Origin of the sequence: Lactobacillus sp. UMNPBX12 (genome assembly GCF_002553955.1) — a bacterium.
GTDB lineage: Bacteria > Bacillota > Bacilli > Lactobacillales > Lactobacillaceae > Lactobacillus > Lactobacillus crispatus.
This window is the reverse complement of the sequence record NZ_PCYY01000024.1, coordinates 16146-30317: the sequence shown is the minus strand read 5'-3', so window position 1 is coordinate 30317 and position 14172 is coordinate 16146. Positions and strand designations below refer to the sequence as shown.

Here is a 14172-nt window from a genome sequence, read left to right as displayed (position 1 = left end):
ATTCAATATACAGAATTTAATTTTCAAAAGTGTTCAATTTGAAATTGCAATTTTCGTTTTCTATATAATAGTTATTTATTATCAAATTATAAGTATTTAATATATAAGGCCAAACTATTTATACTAAAAAGAAAGCATGATTAATTAACAATCGCAAACTAAAAGAGACAGACCAAAAATCTGTCTCTTTTTTCTACCTTAATTTATTTAATCTGCATGTCTCCACTTCTTATCAGTTAAGATACGTGCAGCTAAAAGACCTAATGGCAAGGCCACGACAATCATCAACGCTTCTACGATCCAATAAGCCCCGATATTAATATTCGTGATTCCAAAGTTAAATACAGCTCGATACATGTAAAGACCAGGCACCATAATTACAATTGATGGAACAGTAATTGCAATTCTTGGAAAACCAACTTTTTTCCTTACAATACTTGCTAATAGACCAGCTGTTAAAGCACCAATAAATGCTGCCAAAGCTGGAGCAACCTGAGCATAATCGACTAAGCTAAGACGTAATGTATTTGCCATTGCTCCCATTACCGCGGCTGTAGCTGCCATTTGTGGTCGACTGTTAAACATAATTGAAAAACCAAACACCCCACAAAAGCTAGCCAGCAATCGCAAGCAGGTTAACGTCCCTGGATCAATTTTTAACTTAGGCATAGATCCTGGATGCAAACGCAAAATTGTTGCTACAGCCCAGCCTGCCATCGTTGCAATTACGATAATTAAAATCGCATAAGTCAGCCGTTCAAGCCCAGAGCGCATATCTAACTTAGACATGTCCAATCCAGATGTAATAAATGGAAAACCCGGAATTACGAACAACATGGCACCAATATAGCCATAGGCATGATCATGGTTAATGTGGAATAATATTTCTCCTACATGAAAACTCATAAAGTAAACACTGCAGGCTATGGCAACCGCAACCGCAATCTTGGCTACCAAAGTTAACCTGTGCTTACCCATAATTGCTCTAATATATTGACCGCAAGCTGCACCCAAGAAAGCACAGATCACCTCAGGAAGACCGCCGCCTAATAAGAAAATAAAGCCGCCGCAGGCCAAGCCTGAACTAAGTCCCGAAATTAACGGAGAATACGCTGACTTTTGCTGAGAAATCTCCCGTAAGCGTTTATGAATTTGACCGATAGTCCATTCCCCATGTCCCTTTTCAAATTGCCGAACGAATTTTTCCATTTCATTCAACTTAGTCATATTCACACCTGTTGCTGGTAACGATAAAGTCTGGGAATATGATTCATTATCAACATCAAAACAGGTATATTCAATTGACACTAATCCAATATCCGTTGAACAGGTAATGCCCAAGGTTCTGGCAACCGTATCCATTGAATCACGTACTCGCCAAGCACCTGTACCACAGCTTAAAAGCATAATACCTACTCGACCTACAATCGAGGCCTTTTCAACTAATGTTGCATCCTGCGCCATCGTATTATCATCGCTCTTGAAAAATTCCTCCCACAGAATCTTCATATGATGTTTTTCTGATAAATGATGTTCTCGATCAATTTCACTCATGCTATTATTACTTTCCCTTACATAGTTCGCATAATTATAACTATTATATTCTACCACAGGAACTTCATCATAATTTTTTATATTTTAAAATTTGCTGCTCCTTTTTATTATTTTAAATTTATAATAGACATATAAGTTATTTTGAAATAAAGGATGATTTAAAGTGGCTCAATTAACTGATGAACAACTTGCTAACATTGCTCATGACTTTTACCTTAGTCAGCTTAATATTGCTGATATCTCACAAAAATATGATTTATCGCGATATTTAATCGCTAAAGCACTAGAAGACGCGCGTAACCGTGGAATTGTTAAAATTAAAATCTCGCGTGGAATCAAACGCAATCAGGTACTAGAGAGAGAATTTCAGAAAAGATTCAGATTAAAAGAAGCTTTTATTGTCGAAATTACCGGCAACCGCGATGAAAATAGTGAAGCCGTAGTTAACTTCGCTGCTAAACAAATTGAAACCTATCTAAAGCAAGCAAAAATCGCTGGTATTAGTTGGGGTGCAACAATGCATGGCGTGATCAACGACTTTTTTGAGCAGGACTTAGAGCAACTTTACTTTATTCAATTACTTGGTCAACCAATTAATTCTAACCGCAGGAAGAATCCATTGGCCCAAGATGCGGCAGAAAAATTGCATTCCCATAGTCTAAGTCTGCCAACCCCACTTTATATACTAAATCCAAAGATCATGCCTGCCTTGAAACATGAGCCTTATTTTAAAGTAATTGAAAATTGTTATCATCACTTAGACATGCTTTTCACTGGTCTTAGTACTTTCCAATCATTTCAAGCTAATCAATTTTTGAAAGAAAATTATGGACCTGAACTATTTAAAGACATTCCTGACTGCGATGTAGCTGGAATGATCATGGGACGACCATATAATATTAAAGGTGAATTTTTCCCTGACTTCGAACAACACATTTGTGGTATCAGCATGAATGACATTATGAAAACGCCAATTCGTTTTTGTGTCGTCCGCAATCGCTTTAAATCTGAGGCACTCCTTGGCGCCTTACGTAGCGGTATCATTACTCATCTAGTAACTAATGATGCAATTGCCCAACGCGTTTTGCAAAATATCGATTAATTCGCTAAAGTAATACAGAGATAGACTATTTATAATGAGGAGAAAAAATGAAAAAATCTAGATATGATTTATGGATTGGTGCACTGAACCTGATCAATTGTGTGTTATTCATTAGCTCTTGGTTTGCCATCCTTGGAGCTGACTTCACTGCTAGAATAGCTTTAATATTTTACTTATTTGCCTGGTTCGGCGTGATCCTTAATGCCGTTGCAGTAGTGCAATCGCATAACATGAATATCTCACTAATTGGGCCAATTTTAGGAGTAATTGGTAATGCACTATATGGCTTTACCGCTGCTCTAGCCTTACCTGCTGTGATTGTTAATATTATTTCTGCCTTCTTTATTTTTATGCAACATAGCAATAAAAAATAGAAAAAACAGCCAAAAACTGGCTGTTTTTTTCTATGCTAAAATTTGTTATGTACTGATTAACAATTACTAAAGTTGTATTTACAATGACTGGGAGGTGAGAATTATGGAGTTTAGAATTGATGAATGTATTCCAGATGTTGTATCAATGATGGCTTTGGCACAAGCAATTGCTAATTTTGACCTCAATGGTAAAAAGCCACAAGATGTGAACCTAGGAAGGATGGCAAATGTCTAAAGTTTTTCGAAATGACTTAAAAATAAAGGACATCCCTAATCAAAGAAAACTTAGGGATGTCTTTTTTAGCCCAAATATGAAATTGCTACTTGTAATTGTGCCAGTTTCATTGCCGCCTGAGCCACATTCTTGCGATCAACATCAACAAAAATCTCACAGTGTTTTTCATCAAATTCATAACCTGACCCTAGCGCAATATCTTCCGCAGTTTCATATAACTCTTTATCTTCTTCATTAGGATCTAGCTTAAATAGAATTCGTCCGCCATCACTAACGCGGCAATGATCATCGGCTTCCTCAACCCAAACATATACGGTATCGCCATAAGAATCAATCATCATTGTGGCAATCTGCAATGTCCTATCGTCAACCCAAATTGTCTTGGTTACCTTAGCAACATACGAACCTATTTCATGGTTAATTTTCTTTAATTCATCCTGCTTCATTTTTTACCTCTAATTTATAAATTCTTTTCTTTAATATAAGGATACCCTCTTAGCAATTCTTCTACAAATTTATTAAATAGATTGAATCTCCCAATCAGCTTGACTGTTACCGCTTACTAATTATACCTTGTAAATATACTAAATTTTGGAGAAAAATATGCATACTAAGGGTTTATCAGTTAAAAATGTTGTAGCGATCGGAATTGGATCGGCAATCTATGTTATTTTAGCACGTTTCACATCGATTCCTACGCCTATTCCTAACACAAATATTGAATTAGTCTTTCCTTTTTTGGCTCTTTTTGCGTCAATCTATGGCGCTAAGGTCGGTTTTATTGTCGGCTTTATTGGACATGCTTTGTCTGATTTCATTATGTACGGGCAGACTTGGTGGAGCTGGGTATTAGCTACTGCTGTTTTAGGCTGGATCATCGGTTTAGCGGCCAAACGCTTAGACTTAAAAAATGGTATTTTTGGTATTAAACAAATAATCTTTTTTAATATCATTCAAATTATTGCCAATATTCTCGCCTGGATTGTAGTTGCACCAATCGGTGACATTATCATCTATAGTGAACCTGCTAACAAAGTTTTTGTCCAAGGAATTTCGGCTACGCTTTCTAATGGTATTACAATTATGGTCATTGGCACGCTCCTACTTAAAGCTTATGCTGGAACCAAGATTAAAAAAGGCAGCTTGCGCAAGGAGAATTAAACAATGCCTAAAACAATTATTGAATTCAAAGATTTTTCATTTAAGTATGACAGTCAGGCCAAGCCAACACTAAAACAGATTAATCTAACTATCAAACAAGGTGAAAAATTGTTAATTGCTGGACCATCAGGTTCAGGTAAATCGACCATTGGCCGCTGTATTAACGGCCTAATTCCTAATCTAGATACTGGTGAGATCACCGGTGAATGCACTATTAACGGCAAGAATATTAAAGACACTAACCTATTTGATCTTTCTTTCACCACCTCAACTATCCTACAAGATACTGACAGTCAATTTATCGGCTTAACTGTTGGTGAAGACATTGCTTTTGCTTTGGAAAACGACTGCCAACCACAAAATCATATGAAGCAAGTTGTTCATCGCTGGGCTGATGAATTAGGGATTGAGCATTTATTAAAGCAGGCGCCACAAAATCTATCTGGTGGTCAAAAACAAATTGTTGCTCTAGCTGGTGTCATGGTTGATGAATCACCAATTTTACTTTTTGACGAGCCACTTGCTAATTTAGACCCAGCTTCAGGAATGAAAACGATGGCTTTAATTGATCGCATTCAAAAAGAATTAAATGCGACAGTAATCATTATTGAACACCGTCTAGAAGAAGTTTTGAGTCAGCCTATAGATCGCATTATCCTAATTAATGATGGTGAAATTGTAGCTGATAAGAAGCCAAATGATCTATTACATGAGAATTGTTTAGAAGACGTTGGTGTTCGTAGTCCTCTTTATTTAAATGCCTTAAAAAAAGCTAACGTCGACCTTACGCGTATTCCGGACCTAACTTCAGTCGCTGCTTTGCCCCAAGATCCTGCAATTGCTAAGCAATTGCAAGAATGGCAAAACAACATTACCCTAAGTGGTGAAAAAGAAGAGACTCATCCTCTATTAGAACTCAAAGGCGTCGGCCACCGTTATAGTAAATTGCAGATTCATCCTTTACATGACGTTACAGCGACAATCAATCAAGGCGATTTTGTTTCAATAGTCGGTCAAAATGGTGCGGGAAAAACCACCCTTTGTCGAATTATTTGTGGCTTTATCGACAATGAGGGACTTATTTTATTTGATGGTGATAACCTTAAGCAGTTTTCAATCAAAGAGCGTTCCGATAAGATTGGTTATGTCATGCAAGATCCTAACCAGATGATTTCACAAAAAATGATTTTTGACGAAGTAGCTCTAGGCTTGCGTCTACGTGGTTATGATGAGCAGACTATTCGCACTAAGGTCTATGATACTTTGAAAGTTTGTGGTCTTTATCCGTACCGCAACTGGCCAATCTCTGCTTTATCCTTCGGTCAGAAAAAGCGAGTCACAATTGCTGCAATTTTAGTGCTTAATCCTGAGTTATTAATTCTTGATGAACCAACTGCAGGGCAAGATTGGCAAACTTATACTGAGATCATGAACTTTTTAAAACAGCTTAATGATCAAGGCAAAACAATTATGATTATCACTCACGATATGTACTTGCTGATGGAATACACTAACAGATCCCTGGCTTTTGCTGATGGAACACTAATTGCTGACACAGATCCAATCAAGTTATTAACTGAAAAAGCTTTAATTAAAAAGGCCGCTTTGAAGCGAACCTCCTTATATAATCTCGCTATCAAATATCAATTAGAAAATCCAGATAGCTTTGTCCGCGCCTATATTGATGCAGAAAGGGATGAAAAACATGCATAATGAGAGCCAAGTTTTAGGTTATCAACCTGGTGATTCTTTTATTTATCAATTAAACGCAACCACTAAGTTAGTTTTTATGCTCCTAGTCTCGGTTGCTTGTATGGTAACTTATGATACCAGATTCTTAATTGCTATCTGTATTTTATCAATTTTCTTGTTTAAAGAGGCAAAAATTAAGTGGAGTCAGATTTCTTTTATCGTGAAATTTATTGTAGTTTTCATGTTGCTAAATCTGATTTTTGTTTTCATCTTTCAGCCAAGCTATGGTGAAAATATTTATCATTCTAAAAGCATCTTGATCCATGCCGGCTACTTCACATTAACATTGCAAGAGGTATTCTACTTATTCAATCTTTTCTTAAAATATGTCTGCTCAATTCCAATCGTATTGCTGTTTCTATTAACTACTAATCCTAGTCAATTTGCTGCTTCATTAAATAAAATCGGCATTAGTTACAAAATTTCCTATGCTGTTTCTCTAGCTCTACGCTACATCCCAGATATCCAAAATTCTTATTGGGATATCTCAGCTGCCCAACAAGCACGTGGCAATGAACTATCCAAAAAGGCTAGTTTAGGCAAACGAATTAAGGGGACATTGAATATCGTGATGCCTCTTATCTTCTCCAGTTTGGATCGAATCGATACAATTTCAACAGCCATGCAATTACGCCGCTTTGGCTCAAAGAAAAAACGGACCTGGTATGTCACCCAATCATTTAAAAAAGCTGATTATCTTGTAATGATCGCAGCCGTGATTTTGGTATTAATTGTGGTTGGTCTCTGGCAACTTGATCATGGTAGATTTTATAATCCATTTATTTAGACCAAAATTAAAAGGACCTAATGGTCCCTTTTTTGTTTTCGATTTTTCTGTTTATGATCATCTTGAGTGACAATCTCAGGTTTCTTAGGAATCGGCGGCGTGATTATTTCATAATTACGCAAACGGTGTTCAAGATAGTCATCTAATCGCTCTTGCGTATTTTCATGTACAATAATCATTAAATCGCCTCACTTTTCATAATTATACCTCAAAAATGTAGGTTAAACAGCGTAATTACTAAGTATGTCATTCCACTAGCAATCACAGGACCTGCAGCTACACCCTTGAAAACCACTACTCCAATAATAGTACCTAAAACTAATGCAACCGTCACCTGTGGCACCGCTGCTAATTGATCAACACCATAACGTGACAAGATAGCTACAGCAATTCCCGCTAAAATGGCAATCCATCCAGCTGGCGACTTAAAAGTTTTAATCAGATCCTTAAAGCCAATCTGTCCTGTCGCAATAGGAACTAGAATTGCAACCGAAATAATAGTTACGCCCCAATTAATCCCCTTTGCTTGAATAGTAGGCAGCCATTTACTAGTAAACGGTAATAATTTAAACACCATTACCACTTCCGTTGCAATAATTAATGACATGTTTTTACCCAATAACGCTACAACTAGCACCAATGCTAGAAATAACCAACTTTCCATATTTATCTCCCCTCAAAAAATCATTAGCATTAGTTCACTTTAACAAAAATATTCATCAAAACAAAATAATGAGTCTAAATAAGTGAAAATCAATCTAATTTGTGTCATAATAAAACTACTCAGAAAAATATATGTATACGCGCACCTCGTTCTTAAAACGAGGTGTTTTTTTACGCAAAGAACCAGTGCAGATATTTATGCTTGAAAATAAAATATTTGCACAAATAATTAAAAAACGTTTCTTGCAAAAATACAACTAAACATTTTAATAAAAACAAAAAGATGCCACTTTCGTGACACCTTTGTGATTACTTATTCATACATTTCGTTTTGAACTAATCCCTAACTTCCTTAATGGTATCAATGATAGTACCATCACGATACTCAACTAAGGCAACTGTACGATCAGTATATTCAAGTGGCTTTGGTACACCAACTTGTTTTTCAGCCATTTTTTGCAATTCATTAATATCCAAGATCTTAAGTCCTGGCACCTTACTAAAGGCATCCACTAAATCCTGGCGAGCTGGATTAATGGCAATTCCTCTTTCAGTTACTAAAACATCAATTGATGAACCTGGAGTAACAATAGTTTCTACTCTTGGAACAACAGTCGCATTACGTCCCCGAACAAGAGGAGCTGTAATAATCGTCATCTTGGCACCAGCTGCGGAATCTTGGTGACCACCGACGGCTCCACGAATGACACCATCTGAGCCAGTCATAACATTAACATTGAAGTCAGTATCGATTTGTAAAGCTGACAAGATTGAAACATCCAAGTTGTTAACCACTGCACCCTTATTATGAGGATCGGCATACCAAGAAGCATCAATTTCTTGTTGATTTTTATTGTTAGCCATTGATTGGGCAGCACCCTTATCAAAGTCCTGCACATCCATAACTTTTCTGACTAGACCTTCTTCAAGTAAGTCAGTGGTAGGTTTAGTAATACCACCCAAAGCAAATGATGCAGTAATGCCATCATCAATCATACTTTGACGTAAGTACCTGGTGACAGCTAATGCAGCACCACCAGAACCAGTTTGGAAGCTAAACCCTTGCTTGTAATATGGAGAGTTAATGATTACCTGGTTAACCATTTGAGCAATCTTGAGTTCCTTAGGATCCTTGGTAAAGCGAGTGGCACCAGAACCAATCTTGTCTGGATCTCCGACTTTATCAATTTTAACCACATAATCCACTTGATCTTGCTGAATTGACGCAGGCGTATTTGGATAATCAACAATATTATCAGTTAATAAAACAACCTTATTAGCATAGCGAGCATCCATTAGGGCATAACCCAATGAGCCGAAGACGGCATCCCCATCTTGACCGTTAGCATTACCTGCGGGATCAGATACTGGCACACCCAAGAAGGCAACATCAACCTTAATCTCGCCCTCTTCAATTGAACGAGCACGATTACCATGTGAGCGGAAAATTACAGGATTCTTCAAGCCGCCATGTGAAACAAAATCACCTAGTGAACCGCGCATACCCGAAGAAGTAATATTAGTGATTACTCCCTTTTTAATCGCTTCGATAACTTTATCATTCATAACACCAGTAAGTGAACTTGGAGCCAAGGTTAAATCCTGGTAACCCATACTAATAATCTTGTCCATTACCAAGTTAAAAACATAATCCCCATTTCTAAAATGGTGGTGGAATGAAATAGTCATACCATCTTTCAGGTTATTCTTGATTACCTCATCAAGTGAATCAATAATCTTATTTTGTCCAGTAGTAACTCTTACCTTTGGAGCAACCCGCTTAACTTCAGGATGACCAATTTCAGTAGTTTCAAATGGTTTCAAATTCATTTTTTTCATTAAATCATCTGGTAATTCGCGTTTTACTTTATTCTCCAATGTAGTTACCTTCTTTATCAATCAAGTTAGAAGCTTTCGCTGTTTCCAAAACCCTGGTAGCCTTTTCTACAACTGGCTTATCGATCATCTTACCATTAAGTGAAATAACGCCTGAGCCCTTAGCTTTGGCTTCACGAATGGCATTTTCAACATTCTTAGCTTGCTCAATCTCTTCTTTAGTTGGATTAAAGACCTTATTAACCATTTGAATTTGACGTGGGTTAACCAAACTCTTGCCATCATACCCTAGTTCATGGATATAGTTAGTTTCACGATAGAAGCCTTCAGTATCCTTCATATTTGAGAACACTGTATCAAAGGCATATACGTCTGCGGCCCGAGCTGCTTGTAAAACCATGTTACGCGCAAATTCCAATTCGCGACCATCTGGATAACGATGAGTATGCATATCTGCAGTATAGTCTTCGCCAGATACCGCCAAGCCCATCATTAAAGGCGTTGCGGTTGCAATTTCTGGGGCATTTAAGACACCCTTGGCTGATTCGATGGCAGCCATCACGCCAATAGAACCATTTTCAATGTCAAATTCATCTTCCCAATGTTCGATATCCTTTACCAATTTTTGAATCATTGCAGCTGATTCAGTTTTAGGCAAGCGAATAACGTCAACGCCGGCTTTTACCATTGCCTTAACATCTTCATCGTAAAATGGCGTGTCTTGACCATTAACACGAACTACAATTTCACTGCCACCGAAATCGACTGTCTTAATTGCCTCATAGACCAACATTCTGGCAGCATCTTTTTCCGTTAATGAAACTGAGTCTTCCAAATCAAGCATAATCGAATCTGCACCATAAATGCCAGCATCCTTAATCATAGCTGGATTATTACCAGGTACAAACATCATGGTTCTACGCAAACGATTCTTAACGTATGTCATTTAGAGCACCTCCAAATCTGGCTTGTCTGAAGTTTCGGTTGCACGTTGTGCAGCTGCTAAAGTACGAGCCTTAATTACACAATCCAGTGCTCCCTTATCGGTTGCTTTAACCTTGGCATTTTCTAAGCCATAAGCTTTTAAGGTGTCAGTAATCACCTTTTCAATCTGATCTCCATAGGCCTTTTTTACTTCTGATTCAAGGTCAATCTCAATGCCGTTAGAACCCTTTGAAATCATGATTTGGATATCTGAACTCTCAAGTGTTCCCGCAACTGCTGTGGTTTTAATTTCCATCAATATTCATTCCTTTCTCAATTTTAGACTGCAATTTCTGCATGTTTTGCTTAATAAATTCATAAGTCGTTTCCGGCACGAATTTATTGATCTCTTTTAAATTGCCATCCTTGATCAGCTGTCTAACTTTAGTGGCAGTAACAATTTGACCGTCTTTTTCCAAGCGATCAATTACGATTACTTCAATCTCAGGACCAAGCTCATGCGCTAGGCTAACATTATAAAAGTGAGTCGTTCTTGAAATTGGTTCTTTACCAATATAACGACGGGTAATGTTCAGTCCTGGTGCAATTTGATTCTTAAAGACAGCCGCGTCTATCACCGTTTGTACAGCAATTAAATCGTCAGGTGATTTTAAGAAGTATGCTGGAAAAGTAGCTGGTGAAACCATGTAGTCTCCGCCAGAGATTACTTTCACATTACTAAACTCCTTAGTACCTTCTTGCACCAATTTGAAGCGCTCATCAAAGCTAAACAAAGAAACATCATTAGCCACAACAAAGACATAAACCAAATCGTTTTCTTCACTAGCCATCTTAATCAAATGCTGATGACCCAAGGTAAACGGATTTGCATTCATGACTATTGCAGCGACCTTCTTATGCTCTTGATCTGCTATTTCGGGCACTTCAGCCACAAATTCCTTCACATCAGGCATTCCATTTTCTAAAAAGGCTGCCTGATCCGTCTTGGCTAACAAATTGAAGTGCAAGTGCTCAAAGCTAGTTGCATACTTTGCTTTAGTAAAGACAAAGGAATGGAAAATTCCATCATTAGTCAAATATTGCGTTAAGGCTGTAACCACTTTATTAAAGCGAGCCCCCTGCGTATCGGCATCATTCTTGACTCCGATATACTTTAAGACATTACCAGCCACACTACCAGTACCAACTAAATTGCCTTCCTCATCTTCTAGCCCAATAGTATGATCAATCACATTAACTTCGCGTTCACTAAAATCATTTAACCCCAATGATTCCAACAAGTTTTCCCATTTTTGCCTAGTTGTAGCGTCGTTTAAAAACAAATCAACGACTTTATCCATAAATATGCCGCCTTACTATTTCGGTAATCGTTTTCACAAATATAGTTTACTCTCTTAGTTTGATTATTTCAATTTATCTATTAATTTTTTAAATTTTTCAAAAATTCAGCAATAATCTCATGCGTTTTTTCTGGTTGCTCAGCCTGAGGCAAATGCCCACATTCCGGTACAATCGCCGTTTGAACATCTTGATTCAGCATTTTTATCGCTTGGGTAAATTCTGCATTAAAAAATGGCGATTTTTCCCCAGCAATTACCAGCATGGGAACCTGCGTATCCAAAATCATGTCACGCCAATCTTGCTCCGCATGTTCAACTAAACAGTTATAGTTTTCGGCTGGATCATATGGGAATTCTTGATATTCCTTTTTAGCAGCCAAAAACATTTTTTCATCAATGTGATGGTAAAAAGCCTTGCCAAAATCAAATTTAAGCATGTCAGGATAATTATCCCAAGTTAGGTCTTTAAAGCCATACTTCCAGCTCTTATCCGCAATCATCTTTGGTGACTGGTCTAAATCAACCATTGCCTTTAGTCTACCTTTGCCATAAATTGACAAATATGCCCAAATATTGGCAGCCCCCATGGAATTTCCAATAGCTACTACATCATGCAAATTGAGCTTAACTAATAGCTCCTCTAAGTCAACTGCATGACGACTAATCCGCTGTCCACGATAGGTTCGTTCGGACTGTCCTTGATTGCGTGGATCAAGCATAATAAAACGATAATCATTTTTAAATAAGGCAATTAAATCTTGCCACATTTGACAAGATCCCCCTATACCTGGGATCCCAATCAAAGCAGGCTTATCTTCATCCCCCGTATCGGTATAATGCAAAATTACATCGTCATTAGTTTTAAATTTCATCTTTAATCTTCTTTCATTTTGATTACTCAATTCTATTATGGCGCAAAAAAAGCAACCTGGTGATTCCAGATTGCTTATTTTTTACCATAAACCAATAATCTTCATCCAAAGAACTCCGACAGTTCCAAAAATAATCATATAGATTAATCCAAGGACAAAATTCATCTTCCACCATTCACCTTGTTTAACATAGCCAGTAGTAGCCAAAATTGAGGCAGGACCATTAGCATAGTGAGTGGTTGATGCGTTGATTGCACCAGTAAAGGCTAAAAGCATTGCGGAAAGGCCTAAAGGAGCACCAGTTGCAACCGCAACAGACAAGAATGGCAAATAAAGAGCGGTCATATGTGCAGTTCCACTTGCAAAGAAGTAGTGGGTGTAGAACAAAAGCAAAACTAGAATTGCCAATACAAAGCCCCAGCTAACACCATGAAGACCATTTTGAACTAATTTGGAGAACCAATCAATAAATCCGTATGAAATCAGCTTACCAGCCATGAACATCAGGATAGAAAGCCAAATCAAGATATTCCAAGCACCAGTTTCTTTCAGAGCATCCTGCATTGTTAACACACCGGTAATCATCAAAATAGTTACAGCCAGGAAGGCAACAAAAGTCGCATCTAATTGTGGGATCTTAAAGAAACCAGACAAAACCCATAAAACAATTGAAAGAATGAAGACTGACATCATAATTTTTTCTGGAGTTGACATTGGTCCCATTTTTGCTAATTTTTCATCAGCCCATTTCTTAGCATCTGGAGTTTCTTTAATCTCAGGTGGGTACATCTTGTAAATAACAAATGGAATGATTACTGCCAATACAGCAACAGGTACGATTGCAGTGAAAAACCAACCTGCCCAAGACATTTGATAGCCCTTTTGTGCGGCTAATTGTTGAGCCACCATGTTAGGAGCAGCACCGGTAATAAACAAAGCCGTTGATAAAATATTGGCATGAAAGGCAGTAAAGTCAATGTAGGCACCAATCTTTTTACGAGAAGCATCATCTGGCTTAGAATCGTAGCCTTCTTTTGAAACAGATTCAACAACTGGCCAAACGACCCCACCCGTACGAGCTGAGTTCGATGGAATTAAGGCACCGAGAATTAATTCCAATCCAGTAATCGCATAACCAATACCCAATGACCTCTTACCAAATTTTTGAATCATAATATAGGCAATACGGTTACCTAGACCTGTTTTACTAATACCATGAGCCATAATGAAGGCCATAGCTATTAACCATGCAGCAGAGTTACCAAATGAACTAAGCACGCCTTGATTAACTACCATACCTTTTGCATTTGTAACGTCCTTCATTGGTGCTAAGCCAACTAAAACAGTTACTACCAAGCCAGCTAAGGTTGTACCACCAATTGGCAAAGGTTTTGTAATACACCCTACAATTGTGGCAACGAAAACGGCAAACATTTGCCATGCCTGAACCGAAAGGCCACTTGGGCGCCATGGAGTAATACACCACAATACAATTCCAACGATCAAAGGCCAAATAAAGCCTTTATAATTCACTTTTTCTAAAGTTTTCAT

At 37.7% G+C, this 14172-nt stretch carries 16 protein-coding genes; 6 read left to right on the top strand and 10 right to left on the bottom strand.

Annotated features, from left to right (window positions below):
- Positions 1–207: 207 nt before the first annotated feature.
- Positions 208–1554: a threonine/serine exporter ThrE family protein gene (locus CP363_RS08835; RefSeq protein WP_065990891.1), complete on the bottom strand. Its 1347-nt coding sequence runs from the start codon at positions 1552–1554 to the stop codon at positions 208–210.
- Between the two features lie 163 nt (positions 1555–1717).
- Here CP363_RS08835 and CP363_RS08830 point away from each other — a divergent pair, with 163 nt between their 5' ends.
- From CP363_RS08830 to CP363_RS11140, 3 genes are all read left to right on the top strand, one after another.
- On the top strand, positions 1718–2656 hold the full coding sequence (locus tag CP363_RS08830) for a sugar-binding transcriptional regulator (protein ID WP_098036151.1): 939 nt from the start codon (positions 1718–1720) through the stop codon (positions 2654–2656).
- A 47-nt stretch (positions 2657–2703) separates the two neighbouring features.
- On the top strand, positions 2704–3030 hold the full coding sequence (locus CP363_RS08825) for a hypothetical protein (protein WP_013086267.1): 327 nt from the start codon (positions 2704–2706) through the stop codon (positions 3028–3030).
- Positions 3031–3133: 103 nt separating this feature from the next.
- Positions 3134–3265: a hypothetical protein gene (locus CP363_RS11140; protein ID WP_005720118.1), complete on the top strand. Its 132-nt coding sequence runs from the start codon at positions 3134–3136 to the stop codon at positions 3263–3265.
- A 65-nt stretch (positions 3266–3330) separates the two neighbouring features.
- Here the strand turns inward: CP363_RS11140 and CP363_RS08820 are convergent, their stop codons facing one another.
- Complete coding sequence (locus CP363_RS08820) at positions 3331–3711, bottom strand: DUF1828 domain-containing protein (protein WP_005720116.1); 381 nt, start codon at positions 3709–3711, stop codon at positions 3331–3333.
- 157 nt (positions 3712–3868) lie between these two features.
- Here CP363_RS08820 and CP363_RS08815 point away from each other — a divergent pair, with 157 nt between their 5' ends.
- The 3 genes from CP363_RS08815 to CP363_RS08805 are packed head-to-tail and all read left to right on the top strand — an operon-like array spanning position 3869 to position 6965.
- Entirely contained in the window at positions 3869–4426 is a 558-nt protein-coding gene (locus tag CP363_RS08815) for an ECF-type riboflavin transporter substrate-binding protein (RefSeq protein ID WP_089143023.1), read from the top strand.
- Between the two features lie 3 nt (positions 4427–4429).
- Positions 4430–6139 carry an ABC transporter ATP-binding protein gene (locus CP363_RS08810; RefSeq protein ID WP_089147748.1) on the top strand — a complete coding sequence of 570 codons (1710 nt, stop codon included), beginning with the start codon at positions 4430–4432 and terminating at the stop codon, positions 6137–6139.
- Positions 6132–6965, top strand: coding sequence for an energy-coupling factor transporter transmembrane protein EcfT (locus CP363_RS08805; RefSeq protein WP_005722925.1), 834 nt, complete (start codon positions 6132–6134; stop codon positions 6963–6965). Before CP363_RS08810 ends, CP363_RS08805 begins: the two co-directional genes overlap by 8 nt.
- Before the next feature lie 17 nt (positions 6966–6982).
- Here the strand turns inward: CP363_RS08805 and CP363_RS10840 are convergent, their stop codons facing one another.
- The 8 genes from CP363_RS10840 to CP363_RS08770 all read right to left on the bottom strand — a co-directional run bounded on the left by CP363_RS10840 (position 6983) and on the right by CP363_RS08770 (position 14172).
- Positions 6983–7144: a hypothetical protein gene (locus CP363_RS10840; protein WP_005720315.1), complete on the bottom strand. Its 162-nt coding sequence runs from the start codon at positions 7142–7144 to the stop codon at positions 6983–6985.
- Between the two features lie 29 nt (positions 7145–7173).
- Positions 7174–7629, bottom strand: a complete 456-nt coding sequence (locus CP363_RS08800) for a DUF441 domain-containing protein (protein WP_098036150.1) — start codon at positions 7627–7629, stop codon at positions 7174–7176.
- Positions 7630–7964: 335 nt separating this feature from the next.
- Positions 7965–9506: a citrate lyase subunit alpha gene (gene citF / locus CP363_RS08795; protein ID WP_005722920.1), complete on the bottom strand. Its 1542-nt coding sequence runs from the start codon at positions 9504–9506 to the stop codon at positions 7965–7967.
- Positions 9496–10410 carry a citrate (pro-3S)-lyase subunit beta gene (gene citE / locus CP363_RS08790; protein WP_013086264.1) on the bottom strand — a complete coding sequence of 305 codons (915 nt, stop codon included), beginning with the start codon at positions 10408–10410 and terminating at the stop codon, positions 9496–9498. Before citE ends, citF begins: the two co-directional genes overlap by 11 nt.
- Entirely contained in the window at positions 10411–10704 is a 294-nt protein-coding gene (gene citD, locus CP363_RS08785) for a citrate lyase acyl carrier protein (RefSeq protein ID WP_005720311.1), read from the bottom strand.
- Positions 10694–11749 (bottom strand): [citrate (pro-3S)-lyase] ligase, encoded by a 1056-nt coding sequence (gene citC / locus CP363_RS08780; protein ID WP_013086263.1) that lies wholly within the window; start codon positions 11747–11749, stop codon positions 10694–10696. The genes citD and citC overlap by 11 nt, the downstream gene beginning before the upstream one ends.
- Before the next feature lie 80 nt (positions 11750–11829).
- Positions 11830–12621: an alpha/beta fold hydrolase gene (locus tag CP363_RS08775; RefSeq protein ID WP_089149860.1), complete on the bottom strand. Its 792-nt coding sequence runs from the start codon at positions 12619–12621 to the stop codon at positions 11830–11832.
- A gap of 81 nt (positions 12622–12702) precedes the next feature.
- Positions 12703–14172, bottom strand: coding sequence for a DASS family sodium-coupled anion symporter (locus CP363_RS08770; protein WP_013086261.1), 1470 nt, complete (start codon positions 14170–14172; stop codon positions 12703–12705).